We start from the raw sequence: 16715 nt of genomic DNA on the forward strand, positions 1-16715 counted from the left end.
AAATAAACCACATGGATGAAGGAGGAATGACGAGTGGCGAGACCAATGATTGGATTGGCTTTAGGTTCTGGAGGGGCGCGTGGTTTTGCGCACTTGGGTGTTCTGAAGGTCCTTCGTGAACATGATATTCCCGTTGATTTCATTGCAGGGAGCAGCATGGGAGCGCTCGTTGGCTCTTTTTTTGCTGCCGGACAAAGAATTGAAGATATGTATAAACTCGCCTTTACGTTTAAACGGAAGTACTATTTGGATTTCACTGTCCCCAAAATGGGATTTGTACAAGGGAAAAGAATCAAGGAATACATCCGGCTTTTCACGTTCGGAAAGAACATCGAGGATTTTCAAACGCCGATGTCCATTGTCGCAACGGATTTGTATGCCGGAGAGAAAAAAATCTTTACGACAGGTCCTGCAAGTGAAGCGGTCCGAGCAAGCATTGCGATTCCCGGGATTTTCGTTCCTGAAAAAATCGACGACCGTCTTTATATTGATGGAGGGGTCATTGATCGTGTGCCTGTCTCTGTGGTGAAAGATATGGGGGCAGCATTCATTATTGCAGTGGATTGTGCGCATTTTGATTCCGATCCAAACATTAATTCCATCTATGATGTGATCACACAGAGCATTGATATTATGCAGGATGAATTAGTTACAGCTATTGGTGTCTCCTCTGATGCGGATGTGATGATCAAGCCGGATGTATCCAAGTTCAGCTCCCGGGCTTTTACGAAGATCCAGGAAATTGTAGAGGCGGGGGAGAAAGCAGCGGAAGATCGCATAGAAGAAATAAAGAAAAAGCTCGCTGCGTGGAAGGAGTCAAATGACGAATGAAAGCAAATCGTAGACTGATCATCACCGGAATTATAACTGTACTTATCGTGGCATTCCTGGGGGCCTTCCGCCTCCCTTATTATATTTATAAGCCGGGAACAGCGGATGCATTGAATGACATTGTCGAAGTCGAGGGCGGCTTCGACAGTGAAGGGGAGATGCATCTTGTAACCGTCCGTGGGGGACAAGCGACACCCATCCAATGGGTACTCGCCCAGGTCCGTCCATTCCATCAAATCTACCCATTAGAAGATATTCGGCCGGAAGGGGTGTCGGAGGAAGAGTATTTTCATGCCCAGCTGCAAATGATGGAATCTTCTCAAGAAGCTTCGAAAGTCGTCGCCTATCAAGCAGCCGGCAAAGAAATTGACATCAACTACGAAGGAGTTTATGTCATGAACGTGATCGAAGGCATGCCGGCGGAAGAGATTTTAGAAACGGGCGATCAGATTGTGAAGGTCGATGGTCAGGACATTCAAGAGACGAGCGACCTGATCGACTATGTGAGTAACAAGGGGGAAGGGGATTCTGTGATGCTCACCATTGTGAGAGATGAGGAGACAATCGAACGGGAACTTGAACTGGCTCCTTTCCCTGATAACCCTGACAAAGTCGGTGTTGGTATTTCGCTTGTTACCGACCGAACAGTGGACGTGAATCCAAAGGTGAACGTCAAAAGTGGTGAAATCGGAGGACCGAGTGCCGGACTGATGTTTTCGCTGGAAATTTATGATCAATTGACAGAACCGGATATCACAAAAGGTTATGAAATTGCAGGTACCGGTGAAATCAACTATGAAGGACAGGTAGGCAGAATCGGAGGCATTGATAAAAAAGTGGTGGCTGCTTCCGACCACGGTGCCGAAGTTTTCTTTGCTCCGAATGAAGAGGGAAGAGAAGGATCCAACTATCAAATCGCCAAAGAAACGGCGGAAGAAATCGATACCGATATGAAAGTCGTACCTGTGGATACGTTCCAAGATGCGTTAGATTATCTGCAAGACTTAGAGCCGAAGCAGGAAGCATAAGAAAACAGCCGTTCCAATGAGGGAGCGGCTGTTTTTAACATTGTTTAGAGAGTATAAACTACTATCCAGTAGCCTTCCGCTGTGAAATCATCTCTAAGCTCCTTGACACTCGCGTCCTTAGAGATCTTAAGGGTGTTGTCCCGCTTATGAATGGATGACAGGAGGGCCGTATTCTCGTTTCAATTGATCCACTCTACGCTCAGGGGTTAAGACACTGTAATAGGCGGCAGCGGCTCTTGCTTCCAAATCCAACATTTCATGATCGAGCTGCTGGGGTTGAGTAATGAGTGGTATGGAGGTTTCTTTTTTCACGGCGCGTAAATATTTTTTTCCGGTTTCCGACATACCAAGGATCCTTGCGTAAGGAGGCGGGGTTTCTCTTAAAAAAACACGGGCCTCTTGTTTGTCCGTTCCTACTAGGATGTGGGCAAGAGTTCGCTGGAGACGTGTCCATGTGTACCTCTTCGTTTTCAATGAAGAAATAAACTGATGGAATGTTGTAGCTTCTTTGATGGTCCTTTTCAAACGATATTCCAAACCTTCATCGACCCCATGGAAACAGCGAAGGGTACTTTCCTCCATCGTCATGATCTTGTATTGAAGCAAGTGGAAATAAGCTTCCCAGTCGTGCCATATGCCATGGTTATTTTTATACTGATGTAAGACCTCGACCGTGGAAGGGGGAAGCGACTGTTCTGCCTTTTCTGTCATGCCTTTTTCTTCGAGCAATTCTTTTCGGATACTTGTAGCACTTGCAATCTTTCCATGGATTTCTTCATCATGGTAGTGATTATTTTTCCGTAATACGGTCAGTGGTTCGATATCAGGAGCATAAGTAAGAAGTTGTTTCACGTAACTATAACCAAGGATGTTGTTCGGTTGAGTGAGATCGATGGAACCCGAGGGGAAAGCAATGGATTCATATCCAAGGCGGGAAGCCTCTGGATAGGAGTATCCTTCATTCAAATACCTTCTCACGGTCACATCATACTCTTCCTGGTGTTTGTTCATATGCTCAAAGGCCTCTGTGAACGCAGTGATCCTGCCGTTTTCACTACCGAAACAAATGCTGTCCACCCCGACTTCCGCAAGCGTCTGGATGGCTCCCTGGCTGAAATAATCGCTATGTTGAACCGCATAAAGAAAAGGGAGCTCGAGTACAAGGTCCGCACCACCAAGGAGCGCGGCTTTTGTTCGATACCATTTATCGATAATGGCAGGCTCTCCACGTTGTAAAAAGTTCCCGCTCATGATGGCGATCATACAATCGGCTTCTGCATGTTTTTTCGATTCTTCCAAATGATAAAGATGTCCATTATGAAAAGGATTATATTCAACAACTACTCCGCATGATTTCACAAAAGATCCTCCCATCCGATTCTTTACTATTGAACAAGTGTTTGGTTTATTTTATCATGATACTATGGAAATTTCGCATTCCTGACCGTGAAATATGAGAATCTTACTAAAACCGCACGAGAATAAGGATATGCTGTAAAGAAAAAATATTGACAAATCAGCGAAATCCTTTTACAATAACTCTTGTTGCCATGAGGTGATAACTATGAAATTTCCTCTACAAAAACTCAAGCAGACAGGTGATGAGCCGTTCTACTTTGAGGATGACGTAGATATTCGCGAATTAGAACAACTGAACAATGACATTCGCAGGATTTCCCCTGTTCATGTCAAAGGTCAAGCAATGACTCGAGGAAATGATATAACGGTAACTTTTTCGATTGATGGAGAAATGGTGTTGCCTTGTGCCCGAACGTTAGTTGATGTGACTTATCCATTTCACATTGATGCTCTGGAGGCATTTAATCTGTCACCTTACCATACAGAAGAAGATGACTCTGAAGTTCATTCCGTGAATGGAGAAGTGCTTGACTTAACGCCTTATATCAAGGAAAATGTACAGTTGGAGATTCCGACTCGCGTTTTTTCCAATGATGATGAGGCTCATGAAGCAGCCCCCCAGGAAGGGAAGGGCTGGCAGGTGGTTACAGAGGAACCTGAGGAAACGAAAGTGGATCCTCGAATGGCTAAACTGCAATCATTATTAAATGAAGAAGAGAACGAGTAAACAATATGTTATGGTTCTCAGAAATCCCTTAAAGGAGGTGTACAACATGGCAGTACCTAAGCGTAAAACGTCTAAGAAAGTCAAAAACCAACGTCGTACTCACAAGAAACTTCACGCACCAGGAATGGTTCAGTGTGATAACTGTGGCGAGTACTCAAAACCACACCATGTTTGCAAATCTTGTGGACAATATAATGGAAAACAAGTGGTGAACGACTAAGTTCATCAAAAAAAGGCCTGACACCAGTCAGGTCTTTTTTTATGTCTAAAAACTCTTCCAATACCGCTCCCTTTTGTTGAAGACTCAGTTTCGAGACTTTTATTGAGTGGAGGGGGGCTGCGGGGAATAGCTCGCTTTCCGCGGGAGCGCGGTGAGCCTCCTCGAGCTTCGCTCTGCGGGGTCTCACCAAGCACTTTTTTCCCGCAGGAGTCTCCCCATTCCCCTCCGCCCCTTTGCCATATATGTATCTCGAAACCACTTCTTGGATAAGTAGCTATCCAGCTTGATGGGAGCGTAAGAGTCAACTCTCATACCCAAGTTCATTAATCCTGAAAGCTTGATATACAACGCTTTATGCTTCTAACAGTTGGATAGTGGAAGACCATCCAAGTTGGTACAGGGTTCGTTTCTCACATACATCGAATGGGGTGGTTGGGAAGCTGCGAGACTCCCGTGGGAGAAGGAGATAGGCGAGATCCCGCAGGACGTAGTCCGAGGAAGCTCGGCGCTCCCCCACAGGAAAGCGAGTTGCTTCCCAGCCACCCCTGACTCTAAATACGGTAAACGAATCCCAGTTATCTCGAAATCAAGTCTTCAAGGATCCTGCCATATAGTTGAACAAATTTTATAGATTTCTGGTACATTAGTATTGGAAGGGGTGGAGAGAGTGTCACAATTAATTCTAGTAGAGAAAAAAGAGGGGTATGCGGTTTTAACCTTGAACCGACCAGAAAAGATGAATGCGATTTCCAAACAAATGACGGAAGAATTTTATCAAGCGGTCATAGAGTTGAAGAAAGAAAACCTGAAATTTCTTGTCGTCACAGGTGCAGGGGATCGCGCTTTTTGCGCAGGAGGAGACTTGCGTGAACTTCACGGGGAAATGAATGCTGAACAAGCTTACGCGACGCTGCATCCGATGAAAGAAGTGCTGTATGAGCTAGCAACTTTTCCGGTCCCTACGATTGCCGTATTAAATGGACAAGCAAGGGGCGGTGGGTGTGAAATTGCAACAGCGTGTGATTTTAGATATGGAACAGAGAGCGCTTCTTTTGGCTTCGTCCAAGCCAATTTAGGCATAATTCCTGGATGGGGGGGAGGTACACTTCTATACCAGCGGGTGAAAAGTGACATAGCTGCTCATTGGTTGATGGATGCTGATATGTACACAGCAAAGCAAGTCTATCGAATTGGTTGGTTACATAAGATGATTACAGTAAACTGGGGAGAAGATATTTTCTCATCTTTTCTTAACAAAACTCCTGAACAAATGAAAATTTTTAAGCGGCAGTATATGGAGCACATGGATTTACAAACGCTCTCTGAACGTATGGATCGTGAGGTCAGGCAATGCTCCCTGTTATGGGAATCGGATGAGCATAAAGAAGCGGTTCGAAACTTTGAAGCTAAGAGAAAAAGATGAGAAATGCGATTCTATCAATCATTCCTCCTGCATAACTATAAGCAAACGATAGAGGAGGGATGCTATGGATGCCCCAAGACAAGATGCCTGGAAGGACGAGGAAGATCTGTTATTGGCAACAACGGTTTTGAAGCACATTCGTGAAGGGAAGACCCAGCTGGAAGCCTTCCAGGAAGTGGCTGAACAATTGCACAGAACACCTGCTGCATGTGGGTTCAGATGGAATGCGACTGTAAGGAAAGAATACCAGAAAGAAATCCAGGATGCTAAAAACAGCCGTAAAGCCACACGGACGATTTATTCATCCTCTAAGTCTTCTGACGATACACCGATGTCTTTGGATGCCGCCATCTCGTTTCTGAAAGAGATGAAAACAAAGCAGTTCGAAGATTATGGGAAAGAAAATTTAGAGACCCAATTGAAAAAGCTCAATGAAGATAATGAGAAGCTTAGAGAAGAATTGAAGCAGTGGGAAGCGGCGTGGAATGAAATGGATAAACTTGTCCATTGGGTAAGAGAAAAAAGAAAAAGTGAGAGTGGTGTTTGAACGATTGTTTCTCCAGCCATTCATATCATTTACCATCATAAACAAAGGCCCCTACAACATTGTGTAGCGGCCTCATTCATATTTTATGCGTTTACGTCTCTTTCTTCCACGCCTGAAGGCATCCAAATCAGTGGGTTCTCTCCAAGGTCACGTTCTACGTCATAATGAGCTTTCTGAAAGCCCATTTTCTCCCAAAATCCATGAGAATTGATTCTAGGATTCGTTTTAATCGGCAAATCAAAACTTTTAGCGAATTCTACGAGCGCTTTTCCATAACCCAGCCCACGGTAATCCGGCAGGACCTCAAGCTTCCACAGTTCCAGATAGTCTTGGGAAGGATCAAAATAATGGTCATACTTCGCTTTGACTCGATATAAACTCATGCGCGCAACTAAAGCGCTTCCATAATACACTCCGTAAAATGGCGACTCACTGTCGTTTTCCACGATATTGCTCTCTAAGTCCTCGAGCATTGCAAGTTCCTGGTTCCCATATTCTTTGAACCGCTTAAACTCCTCAAGTGTCTTATAGTTCACTAATAAAGGTTGAACTCTTGTTTTCGTCATCATGAAAGAATCCCCTTTCAAATATCTGTCTATACCCTTATTATAATATAAAAATTTTCAGAATGAAATGAATAATAATACATTGGACAAGAATCGACTGCAATATCGTTTCGGAATCTGCTACAATAGTGAAGCAGATTAGTACGAAATGAGGAGATAGTCATGAGAATTGGAATCATAGGGGCAGGTTCCATAGGATTATTGGCAGGGGCCTATTTAGGTAAACATCACGAAGTGCATATGTTTGTCAAACATGAACAACAAAGAAAAACACTTGAGGCGGAAGGCATCATCTGCGAACAATTTACAGAACCTGTGCCCGTTTATGCCCACCTTGTTACACAAATGAGTGAAGGTTACGACTTATGGGTGGTGACCATCAAACAACATGCGATGGATGGTTTTCTCGAACAAGACCTTCCAGGTGACGCCCCCTATTTATTCCTTCAAAACGGGATGGGGCATTTGGAAAAACTATCACAATCCGGTTTGAAAAGTTGTGTCGGTGTCATAGAACATGGAGCACTGGCTAAAGGTCCGAACGAAGTCGATCATAGAGGAATGGGGAATATTCAAATAGCTGTCTATAAAAGGATGGATCCCACTCATGGACAAGCCCTTTCAAAGGAATTACATACCGCACATTTTCCAGTCTTTTTTAAAGAACAATATGAGCCTATGTTAAAGAGCAAATTAATCATAAATACGGTAATCAACCCTCTTACTGCACTATTCTCTCAACAGAACCGTTCTATCCTCACGAACCCATCCATAAACGAACTGGCCCGCTTGTTGTGCGAAGAAGCTTGCTCCGTTCTAGGCCTTTCCTTTTCTGAAGAATGGAAGCGAGTGAAGGAAATTGCCGAAACAACAGGAAAAAATCATTCCTCGATGTTGAAGGACATTACAGAAAATAGGTTGACAGAAGTGGACAGCATTAGTGGTTACATCCTTGATTATGGTAAAAAGCCACTTCCTTACCATCACTTCGTCGTGCATGCGATTCATGCACTCGAATATGAAAGGGGTGTTCGAAAAAGATGAGTGATCTGATTGTCTATACGGTTGCTTTTCTGGTTACTCTGCCTCTTCCTTTCTTAGTAATTTTCTATCTATGTGCAAGAAAATGGAGCAAACATAAGTTAAAGGCCCTGCACCGCACAGCGAACTATACCGCGCCTATTTTTATTATGTCGGTCCATGTCCTGCTTGTCGTCTTGTTTGACCGAAGCTTTCTACCTTTCATTATTGTCTTCCTTTTGATCCTCTTAGGAATGTCGATGGTCGCGCAATATAGAATAAACGAAGAAGTCCGCCTCTTCCGCGCACTCAAAGGATTTTGGCGCGTGAGTTTTCTTTTGTTCATCCTTTTCTATATGGGGTTGAGCACATTTGGTCTTGTAACAAGAGTCTTCTTCAGCTAGCGCATGAAAAGGGTTTTACATGAATTCTTTAGTCCGACATAAAATAATAGAAGGAATCAATAAGCACAGCCCAAGTCAAAAAGGCTGTGCTTACCCATGTGAAAGTCTCTTTCGTATGGTAAATTTCATTATTAGTTATTAAAGTATATGGCAGGATTGTGGAAGACTCGATTTCGGGATGTTTCGGGGTTCGTTGCTCGAGTTGAGCGTCAGGGGTGGCTGGGAAGCTACTCGCTTTCCTGTGGGGGAGTGTCGAGCTTCCTCGGACTACGTCCTGCGGGATCTCGCCTATCTCCTTTCTCCCACGGGAGTCTCGCAGCTTCCCAACCACCCCATTCGATATACGTGAGAAACGAACCCCTTCACTAAGGAAAGATGCCTTCCACTATCCTGGTGTGATAAGCATAAAGCGCTCTTTGCCAAGCCTACCGTATGCAGAATAGCTGCGCTTGGGAGTTGATTCTCCTCCAATTACCATGTGCATAAAAGCAACTTATTCCGGAAGTGGTTTCGAGACACTTATATGGTAAAGGGGCGGAGGGGAATTGAGGAGACTCCTGCGGGAAATAAGTGCATGGTGAGACCCCGCAGAGCGAAGCTCGAGGAGGCTCACCGCGCTCCCGCGGAAAGCGAGCTATTCCCCGCAGCCCTATCCACACTACAAACATCTCGAAACCGAGTCTAACAGAGTAGGTAGCTTATATTGAATTTACAGGTTTCAAACAGATAATGTGAAGTCTGTAGTGGTTTTTTGTACAATACAATAGGATACATAATTAAACCATGTAACTATTGCCTATAAAGGAGTCGTATAGAGATGCGTATCGAACCGATTGAACTTGAACCGAAACAAACGTTGTTTCGTGACTATAAAAACGATTATGAAAAAATAGCTGATCGGTTTAACCACCACCCGTTTGAAGAATCTACTTGGGAGCGTCGGTTATCTGAAATAAGGAATCAAACGTATCAAAGGGATGAGCTGTCTGATGTGCTGAATCATATGAATAGAAGGTGGGAGGCTCCTGAGCGGACGTTTAACAATATTGAAAAGTTGAAAGATGAAGAAAGTGTCGTCGTCATCGCTGGACAACAAGCTGGCTTGCTTACAGGTCCGCTTTATTCCGTGCATAAAATCATTTCCGTTTTGCAGCTTGCGAAGGAAAAGGAAAGAGACCTTGGTAAACCGGTCATCCCTGTTTTTTGGATTGCTGGGGAGGATCATGATTTTGATGAGATTCACCATATCATGATGAAACAGGGAAACGGCATGGAAAAGATGACCATCGATCATACCCCTGAGACAAAAGCTTCCGTTTCTGAGATCACCATCGATCAGCAAAAAGCTTCGTCCTGGTTGAAGGATGTTTTCGGAATGGTTAAGGAAACAGAGCACACGCATGACTTTTATAAAGAAGTGGAAAGGTTGCTGAAAGAATCCGACACGTACAGCGACTTTTTTGCCAAAGTGGTTTATCATCTTTTTCCTGATGAAGGACTCGTGTTAATCGATGCTCACGACCCGGAAGTCCGCCGGCTTGAAACTCCGTACTTCAGCACGATGATTGAAAAAAATAGAGAAATGGCCAGTGGTGTGTACGCGGTCTTGCAGAAAAACCGGCAGGAAGGGTATGAGACACTTCTGGATAGTGAGCTTGATGACGCCCACATATTCTATAGCTTCGAAGGTGAAAGAGTTCTGCTGGTCCGAGATGAAGAAGGGAATTATAGAGGGAAAAACAATGAAGTCGTCCTGACGGAGACAGAGCTTTTGAAGGTTGCCAAAGAGACCCCGGAGCTTCTCAGCAATAATGTGGTAACAAGGCCGTTGATGCAGGAGGCGCTTTTCCCAGTCCTCGCCTTTATCGGAGGTCCGGGAGAAATTAATTACTGGTCTGTTTTAAAGCCAGCTTTTGAAGCGGCGGGGTTATGTATGCCGCCTGTCCTTCCGCGTCTATCCTTTACAATGATTGACAGGAAGACAGGCCAACAGCTGGAAAAATTCCATATTTCTACGGATGAAGTGATCCGATCTGGGGTGAAAGAGAAGAAGATGAATTGGATCGCTTCCCAAAGTACGCCTCAAGTCCGCCATCTAACTGAACAGGTGAAGAAAGAAATAGACAGCATTCATGCACCACTTCGTGAAAAATCAGCGTCATTAGGTGCGGATCTCGGTCAACTGGCTGAGAAGAATTTAGAGTATATCCTGGAAAACATCGACTTTTTAGAGAAACGACTGCACCACTCCATGGAATCCCGTCATCAACATGAGATGGATCAGTTTGAAAACATGGAATGGACGCTCCATCCTGGTGGTGGATTGCAAGAGAGGATGTGGAGCATCGTCCCATGGGTGAATGAGTACGGAACGACGGTGTTTCAGCAGATGAACAGACACCATTTGAGCTTTAAAAACGATCATTATGTCGTATATTTGTAGGGTAGGTCCTCCACCATCTCCCACCACAAAAAAATACAATAAAACCCTTTAAAATCTTGCCTTCACGGGCAGGATTTTTTTCATGGGAAGAGAATGATTAAAAAGTAAGTGGAGAAAAGTGGGGCGATGTGGTAAGGTGAAATTAGAAGGTGGGGGAACTCTATGTTCATGGGTGAATTTCAACACAACATTGATACAAAAGGACGGATCATCGTACCCTCAAAATTCCGCCCGGACCTTGGTGACAGCTTTGTCCTCACCCGAGGTTTAGATCAGTGTCTGTTTGCTTATCCTATGAACGAGTGGAAGCTGCTTGAAGAGAAGCTGAAAAAACTCCCCTTAACTAAAAAAGATGCCCGCGCTTTCACCCGCTTTTTCTTCTCTGGAGCTGTTGAATGTGAAGTAGACAAGCAAGGAAGAATCAACATTCCACAACCTCTTAGAAAATATGCATCATTAGAAAAAGAATGTGTCGTCATCGGCGTATCCAATAGGATAGAGTTTTGGAGTCATGATGAATGGGAAAGTTATTTCGAGGCATCGGAAGAGTCCTTCTCTGAGATTGCAGAAAATATGTTGGATTTTGATATCTGATCGATAGAAACGAGTGAAACCATGTTTGAACATTATAGTGTATTAAAAAGTGAAACCATACAACATTTAGATTTGGACCCAGAAGGCATCTATGTCGACTGTACCTTAGGAGGCGGCGGGCACTCTGAAGCGATTGCCAAAGCCTTGGAAGGCAAAGGTCGATTAATATCTTTCGATCAGGATGAGGTTGCCTTGAAAGCTGCAAAAGACCGTCTGGAAGAATACCAGGACCGTATTACTTTCGTTCATGCAAACTTTCGTCAATTGGAAGAGAAATTAGCAGAGCTTGAGGTAACGGAAGTCGATGGTATTATTTATGATCTTGGTGTTTCCAGTCCCCAATTGGATGTAGAAGAGCGAGGGTTCAGCTACCATCAGGATGCTCCGCTCGATATGCGGATGAACCAGGAAGCAGAACTCAGTGCGAAAGAAGTTGTCAATGAGTGGCCTTATGAGGACCTCGTCCGCATCTTTTTCAAATACGGAGAAGAGAAGTTTTCAAAGCAGATTGCAAGAAAAATTGAAGCAGCAAGAGAAGAAAAAACGATTGAAACGACAGGAGAATTGGTTGAACTCATCAAAGAAGGTATACCCGCTCCTGCCAGAAGAAAAGGCGGCCACCCTGGAAAAAGGGTTTTCCAGGCCATCCGTATTGCGGTCAATGATGAACTGGGTGCTTTCCAGGACAGTCTCCATCAGGCAGCAAGAGTGGTGGGGATTGGTGGGCGGATCGCTGTCATCACCTTCCATTCCTTAGAGGATCGTTTATGCAAGCAGGCGTTTAAGAAATGGAGTACAAACCCTCCTTTGCCGAAAAACATCCCGATGATCCCGGAAGATAAACAGCCACCTTTTCAATTGGTCAGCCGAAAGCCTATTGTAGCCGATGAGTCAGAGCTCGAAGAGAATCGTCGTTCACGTTCTGCGAAACTGAGGATTGTCGAGAAAGTCAAACCTTGGAATAAGGAATTCGAATTCAATGAAGGGTGGAAACAAACATGAGTGCTGAACAGATTAGAAAACAGCAGCCTTTACAGCAGCCTGAAAGACAGAAACAGGCCAAAGTAAAGGTACATAAAAAGAAGAAATGGATCAGTACAGGGGAGAAGTTCCTCTATTCGTTTGCAACGACTGCTGTGCTGGCAGCATCGGTGTTTTTAGTGCAGACATCTGCTCAGACAGATTCAATCAACCGTGATATTCGCGGTCTTGAACAAGAGATCCAACAACAGGAGTCCCACAATGAAAACCTTGCTTATCAGGTGAAAGAACTCAGTAACCCGGATCGGATTTTGAGCATTGCCAAAGAAAATGGGTTGAATATCCAAAATGCACAAGTGAAGCAAGCCGGTAAAATCAATAACGAGTAACGGCTGGTGATTACCTCATGAAAAAACGCAACAATAATAAAAGCTCCGCATTTTTGATGATCGTCTTTGCGATTGTATTTTTCATCATTGCGGGGCGTTTCATTTATATCGAGACAGCAGAGACGGTGGAAGGTGTCGATCTACAGAAATGGGCGGAAGATATCCGTACCAGCTCTTATGAAATTGATGCAGACAGAGGTAAAATCTATGACAAAAACGGCATGGTGCTTGCCTATGATCGTCCTACTTATAGAATTTATGCCATCGTAGACCCGGAGTATTCGGCTAACCTTGATCCGCCAAGACACGTTACAGACCCGGGTGAAACAGCAGATAAACTTGCTCCACTGCTTGATATGGAAGCAAGTGAAATTAGAAAAACAATTGAAGAAGGCCTGGAGAATGAACGCTTCCAAGTCGAATTCGGTTCCAGTGGACGTTCCATTTCCCAGGAGACGAAAGAAGAAATTGAAGATCTTGAGTTGAACGGGATCCAATTCAAACAAGAGTCGAAACGCTATTACCCGAATGGGAAATTCGCTTCTCATGTCATCGGGTTTGCCCGCAGCCAAGATGGAAACATCAACGGAGTTACAGGCATTGAAAAACAGATGGAAGAACATCTTCAAGAAGAAAAAGGTAAAATCAGTTATGAACGGGACAAGTACGGAACGAAACTGTTAGATCCGAACGAAGTGATGACAGAACCTGAAAACGGAAACGATGTCCATTTGACCATCGACCAGAAAATCCAGACCTTTTTGGAAGATGCTCTATCACAGGTGGATGAACAGTATAATCCGGAAAAGATCATGGCAGCGGTCATGGACCCTGATACCGGTGAGATTTTAGCGATGAGTAACCGTCCGAGTTATAACCCGAATGATATTGGTGAGGTTGATAACTGGTATAACGATCTTGTTTCCTACACCTTCGAACCCGGCTCAACGATGAAAATATTCACTTGGGCGGCTGCGATGGAAGAAGGGGTATATAACGGGAGTGATATGTTCAAGTCCGGTACGTATAAAGTACCTGGCAAAACCATAGGGGATCATAACAATTCCGAGGGCTGGGGGATGATTTCTTATGATGAAGGATTTCAACGCTCCTCTAATGTCGCCTCTTCCAAGCTTACCCTTGAGGTTCTTGGACCTACGAAACTACGAAAATATTTGACGGACTTCAATTTTGATGAAAAGACAGGCATTGACCTTCCGAATGAAAAAAATGGTCGTTTTGCATATGATAGAGAAGTGGAACAGGCGACGACTTCGTTTGGACAAGGTTCCACATTCACGGCTATCCAATTGATGACGGCAGCCACTTCAGTCGCCAATGAGGGCAAGATGATGCGCCCTTATATGTTGTCTAAGATTACTTCGAGTGAAACTGGTGAAGTGGTGAAAGAAAACAAACCGGAAGAGATTGGACAGCCGATCTCAGAGAGTACAGCGAAGAAAATGCGTGACCTTATGGGTACAGTCGTCACGTCTGAACAAGGAACCGCGCAATCGTTCAAATTGGATGATTACACGCTCGCAGGTAAAACAGGCACCGCGCAGATGGTTGAGAATGGAAGTTACTTGACCGGTCGGAACAACTACGTTTTCTCCTTCATGGGGATGGCTCCGAAAGAAGATCCTGAACTTCTCATGTACGTCGCTGTGCAGCAGCCGGATCTGGAAGTTACGGAACTAGGGTCTGAACCGGTTTCTTACATTACGAGGACCGTGCTTGAAAACAGTCTCCATTACATGGATATCCAACCGGATAAAGAAGTGGACGAATCGGTTTCACCGTTGACCATTCCAGATGTCATAGGAAAAGGTACTTCTACGGCAAAAGATGAGCTGAAACAAACGTTCTCGAATGTAGAAGTCATTGGAAACGGTGGTGAGGTGACCGCCGTTCTTCCACAACCTGGAACAGAAGTCGTTGACAATCAAAGGATTATGGTCATTACAGACAAACCGACCATGCCTGACTTGACCGGGTATTCAGCGCGGGACGTACACAGACTTGTGAAACATTTCAACCTGAATATCGAGACGATGGGGAACGGCTTTGTTGAAAAACAGAGCATCCCTGAAGGATCCAGCATTAAAGAAGGCGGCTATTTAGTCGTAGAATTAGCTCCTCCGAGAGAGGAGTGACACCATTCCAGGCAGTGTTCTAATCGTTTCTAGATTGCATATAGTGATACAAGCTGACTCTATTGACTTCAAAAAGGAGTTATTAAGATGAGACGAGTATCACAAGTGGTCGTAAAGAAACGATTAGTCGCTGTCTTTCTTGTTGGAATGGTTATTTTTTTTGTCATCGCAGGGAGGCTCGGGTATGTCCAGTTCTTCTTAAGTGACTTCCTCATTTCAAAGGCGGAGGAATCCTGGAGCAGGGATATTACTTTCGAACCGGAGCGGGGGAAGATTCTGGATTCAAATGGTGAAGTGCTCGTCGGTAATCAATCCGCTCCGACGGTCATGGTCGTACCGAGACAAATCAAAGATGCGGAACAGACGGCACAAAACCTTGCACAGATTTTGAACATGAGTGTAGAGAAAGCTTATTCTCACGTGACAAAAGTGACCTCTATCGAAAGAATCCACCCAGAAGGACGTAAGATCAGTGAGGAGCAGGCAGAGGCGATCCAGTCTTTACAGATGCCCGGCGTGTACATAGCCGAAGACTCGAAGCGATACTATCCTCACGGCTCTTTTCTTTCGCATGTGCTTGGATTCAGTGGCATAGATAATCAGGGTTTGCTCGGTTTAGAAGCGTATTATGACGAAGAATTGAAGGGCGAAAAAGGGGCATTGTCTTTTTTCTCCGATGCCAAAGGGAAAAGGATGCCGGATATGGCGGATATTTATAAACCCCCCGAAGATGGAAAAGACCTGCAATTGACGATTGACTACAAAGTTCAATCGATCATGGAACGCGAGCTTGATATCGCTCAGGCCAAATACAACCCGGATGGAGCGGTGGCGTTAGCGGTGGATCCTGATACAGGGAAAGTTGTAGGAATGGCGACTCGTCCTAATTTCGACCCGGCCAATTATCAGGAAGTGAAACCGGAAGTCTATAACCGGAATTTACCTGTCTGGAGTACGTACGAGCCTGGTTCCACTTTTAAAATTATCACCCTTGCCGCCGCTTTGGAAGAAGACCTTGTTGACCTTGATGATGAACACTTCCATGACCCCGGATCGATTAAAGTAGATGGAGCGACTCTTCGTTGTTGGAAACGAGGCGGGCATGGGGATCAAACTTACCTGGAAGTTGTCCAAAACTCCTGTAACCCTGGGTTTGTCACCCTTGGACAGCGACTTGGTACAGAGAAACTTTTTGAATATATTGATCGGTTCGGTTTTGGTGAAAAGACCGGTATCGACCTTGAAGGAGAAGGTAAAGGGATTCTGTTCAAGCCGGAGAATGTCGGACCTGTAGAACAAGCGACAACGGCGTTTGGTCAGGGGGTGTCGGTCACACCAATCCAGCAGGTTATGGCTGTCGCGGCAGCGGTGAACGGAGGGTATTATTATGAGCCGTATATCCAGGAAGCGTGGCTCGATCCAACCACTGGAGAAACGTTAGAAAAAAATGAACCAAAGTTGAAAGAGAGAATCATCTCTGAAGAAACATCGGCAGAAATCCGCCGTGCTCTCGAAAGTGTCGTCGCCAAAGGGACAGGGAGAGGCGCGTATGTGGAAGGGTATCGTGTCGGCGGGAAAACCGGAACTGCTCAAAAAGTCGGCCCGGACGGCACATACATGGAAAATAACCACATCGTATCCTTCATCGGTTTTGCTCCAGCGGATGACCCTGAACTTGTCGTTTATCTTGCCATCGACAACCCGAAGAATACCGTCCAGTTCGGTGGTGTGGTGGCTGCGCCAATCGTCGGGAACATCATGGGGGACAGTTTACGCGCCTTAGGAGTAGAACCTAGGAAAGACGGGTTGGAAAAAGAATACTCCTGGCCGGATGAGCCGTTAGTAGAAATTCCGGATGTTACAGGCATGGAGAAAAAAGAATTAAGTCAAATGCTTTTGAACCTGGAAGTGGAAGTCAGTGGAAGCGGATCTAAAGTGATTACACAGGCGCCTGAAGCCGGTGTCAAAGTGCCAAGTGGTTCAACCATTCGTGTGTATCTAGGGAATTAAACCTACGTTTGGTATAA

The 16715-nt window shown here is 44.8% G+C and carries 16 protein-coding genes; 14 read left to right on the forward strand and 2 right to left on the reverse strand.

Translation table 11 applies throughout. From position 1 onward, the window contains the following. Positions 1–33: 33 nt before the first annotated feature. Together BLS23_RS12020 and BLS23_RS12025 are read left to right on the forward strand one after the other, a co-directional pair. A complete protein-coding gene (locus BLS23_RS12020; protein WP_089652794.1) occupies positions 34–831 on the forward strand; it encodes a patatin-like phospholipase family protein in 798 nt (265 codons plus the stop codon). Next, a complete protein-coding gene (locus BLS23_RS12025; protein WP_089652795.1) occupies positions 828–1859 on the forward strand; it encodes a SepM family pheromone-processing serine protease in 1032 nt (343 codons plus the stop codon). Before BLS23_RS12020 ends, BLS23_RS12025 begins: the two co-directional genes overlap by 4 nt. 144 nt (positions 1860–2003) lie before the next feature. Here the strand turns inward: BLS23_RS12025 and BLS23_RS12030 are convergent, their stop codons facing one another. After that, on the reverse strand, positions 2004–3218 hold the full coding sequence (locus BLS23_RS12030; protein WP_089652796.1) for a nucleotidyltransferase: 1215 nt from the start codon (positions 3216–3218) through the stop codon (positions 2004–2006). 205 nt (positions 3219–3423) lie between these two features. Here BLS23_RS12030 and BLS23_RS12035 point away from each other — a divergent pair, with 205 nt between their 5' ends. From BLS23_RS12035 to BLS23_RS12050, 4 genes are all read left to right on the forward strand, one after another. Then, a complete protein-coding gene (locus BLS23_RS12035; RefSeq protein WP_089652797.1) occupies positions 3424–3945 on the forward strand; it encodes a YceD family protein in 522 nt (173 codons plus the stop codon). A 46-nt stretch (positions 3946–3991) separates the two neighbouring features. After that, a complete protein-coding gene (gene rpmF / locus BLS23_RS12040; protein ID WP_035505553.1) occupies positions 3992–4165 on the forward strand; it encodes a 50S ribosomal protein L32 in 174 nt (57 codons plus the stop codon). 667 nt (positions 4166–4832) lie between these two features. Beyond that, positions 4833–5588, forward strand: a complete 756-nt coding sequence (locus BLS23_RS12045) for an enoyl-CoA hydratase/isomerase family protein (protein WP_089652798.1) — start codon at positions 4833–4835, stop codon at positions 5586–5588. A gap of 64 nt (positions 5589–5652) precedes the next feature. Continuing rightward, positions 5653–6135: an RsfA family transcriptional regulator gene (locus tag BLS23_RS12050; RefSeq protein WP_089652799.1), complete on the forward strand. Its 483-nt coding sequence runs from the start codon at positions 5653–5655 to the stop codon at positions 6133–6135. A gap of 83 nt (positions 6136–6218) precedes the next feature. On the opposite strand, the gene BLS23_RS12055 is transcribed toward BLS23_RS12050, so the two are convergent. Continuing rightward, positions 6219–6704: an N-acetyltransferase gene (locus BLS23_RS12055; protein ID WP_089652800.1), complete on the reverse strand. Its 486-nt coding sequence runs from the start codon at positions 6702–6704 to the stop codon at positions 6219–6221. Positions 6705–6863: 159 nt separating this feature from the next. Here BLS23_RS12055 and BLS23_RS12060 point away from each other — a divergent pair, with 159 nt between their 5' ends. The 8 genes from BLS23_RS12060 (at position 6864) to BLS23_RS12095 (ending at position 16698) form a co-directional block, all read left to right on the forward strand. Then, entirely contained in the window at positions 6864–7745 is an 882-nt protein-coding gene (locus BLS23_RS12060; RefSeq protein WP_089652801.1) for a ketopantoate reductase family protein, read from the forward strand. Next, positions 7742–8125 carry a DUF3397 domain-containing protein gene (locus BLS23_RS12065; protein ID WP_089652802.1) on the forward strand — a complete coding sequence of 128 codons (384 nt, stop codon included), beginning with the start codon at positions 7742–7744 and terminating at the stop codon, positions 8123–8125. The genes BLS23_RS12060 and BLS23_RS12065 overlap by 4 nt, the downstream gene beginning before the upstream one ends. A gap of 817 nt (positions 8126–8942) precedes the next feature. Continuing rightward, complete coding sequence (bshC, locus tag BLS23_RS12070; protein ID WP_089652803.1) at positions 8943–10568, forward strand: bacillithiol biosynthesis cysteine-adding enzyme BshC; 1626 nt, start codon at positions 8943–8945, stop codon at positions 10566–10568. 162 nt (positions 10569–10730) lie between these two features. Beyond that, complete coding sequence (gene mraZ, locus BLS23_RS12075; protein ID WP_089652804.1) at positions 10731–11162, forward strand: division/cell wall cluster transcriptional repressor MraZ; 432 nt, start codon at positions 10731–10733, stop codon at positions 11160–11162. 21 nt (positions 11163–11183) lie between these two features. Next, positions 11184–12164 carry a 16S rRNA (cytosine(1402)-N(4))-methyltransferase RsmH gene (gene rsmH, locus BLS23_RS12080; RefSeq protein ID WP_089652805.1) on the forward strand — a complete coding sequence of 327 codons (981 nt, stop codon included), beginning with the start codon at positions 11184–11186 and terminating at the stop codon, positions 12162–12164. Next, a complete protein-coding gene (gene ftsL / locus BLS23_RS12085; RefSeq protein WP_089652806.1) occupies positions 12161–12532 on the forward strand; it encodes a cell division protein FtsL in 372 nt (123 codons plus the stop codon). The genes rsmH and ftsL overlap by 4 nt, the downstream gene beginning before the upstream one ends. A gap of 17 nt (positions 12533–12549) precedes the next feature. Then, the gene (locus BLS23_RS12090) at positions 12550–14688 is read left to right on the forward strand and encodes a penicillin-binding protein (protein ID WP_089652807.1); all 2139 of its coding nucleotides are present in this window, start codon (positions 12550–12552) and stop codon (positions 14686–14688) included. An 87-nt stretch (positions 14689–14775) separates the two neighbouring features. Beyond that, positions 14776–16698 carry a stage V sporulation protein D gene (locus BLS23_RS12095; RefSeq protein ID WP_089652808.1) on the forward strand — a complete coding sequence of 641 codons (1923 nt, stop codon included), beginning with the start codon at positions 14776–14778 and terminating at the stop codon, positions 16696–16698. Positions 16699–16715: the final 17 nt, after the last annotated feature.

The sequence above is a fragment of the Halobacillus aidingensis genome (assembly GCF_900104185.1).
In the GTDB taxonomy this organism is placed as follows: domain Bacteria; phylum Bacillota; class Bacilli; order Bacillales; family Halobacillaceae; genus Halobacillus; species Halobacillus aidingensis.

Excerpts from the sequence above, each read along its gene's own strand:
- BLS23_RS12025 (WP_089652795.1), top strand. The coding sequence starts at position 828 with ATGAAAGCAAATCGTAGACTGATCATCACCGGAATTATAACTGTACTT.
- BLS23_RS12035 (WP_089652797.1), top strand. The coding sequence starts at position 3,424 with ATGAAATTTCCTCTACAAAAACTCAAGCAGACAGGTGATGAGCCGTTC.
- rpmF (WP_035505553.1), top strand. The coding sequence starts at position 3,992 with ATGGCAGTACCTAAGCGTAAAACGTCTAAGAAAGTCAAAAACCAACGT.
- BLS23_RS12050 (WP_089652799.1), top strand. The coding sequence starts at position 5,653 with ATGGATGCCCCAAGACAAGATGCCTGGAAGGACGAGGAAGATCTGTTA.
- BLS23_RS12055 (WP_089652800.1), bottom strand. The coding sequence starts at position 6,704 with ATGATGACGAAAACAAGAGTTCAACCTTTATTAGTGAACTATAAGACA.
- BLS23_RS12060 (WP_089652801.1), top strand. The coding sequence starts at position 6,864 with ATGAGAATTGGAATCATAGGGGCAGGTTCCATAGGATTATTGGCAGGG.
- BLS23_RS12065 (WP_089652802.1), top strand. The coding sequence starts at position 7,742 with ATGAGTGATCTGATTGTCTATACGGTTGCTTTTCTGGTTACTCTGCCT.
- bshC (WP_089652803.1), top strand. The coding sequence starts at position 8,943 with ATGCGTATCGAACCGATTGAACTTGAACCGAAACAAACGTTGTTTCGT.
- mraZ (WP_089652804.1), top strand. The coding sequence starts at position 10,731 with ATGTTCATGGGTGAATTTCAACACAACATTGATACAAAAGGACGGATC.
- rsmH (WP_089652805.1), top strand. The coding sequence starts at position 11,184 with ATGTTTGAACATTATAGTGTATTAAAAAGTGAAACCATACAACATTTA.
- ftsL (WP_089652806.1), top strand. The coding sequence starts at position 12,161 with ATGAGTGCTGAACAGATTAGAAAACAGCAGCCTTTACAGCAGCCTGAA.
- BLS23_RS12090 (WP_089652807.1), top strand. The coding sequence starts at position 12,550 with ATGAAAAAACGCAACAATAATAAAAGCTCCGCATTTTTGATGATCGTC.
- BLS23_RS12095 (WP_089652808.1), top strand. The coding sequence starts at position 14,776 with ATGAGACGAGTATCACAAGTGGTCGTAAAGAAACGATTAGTCGCTGTC.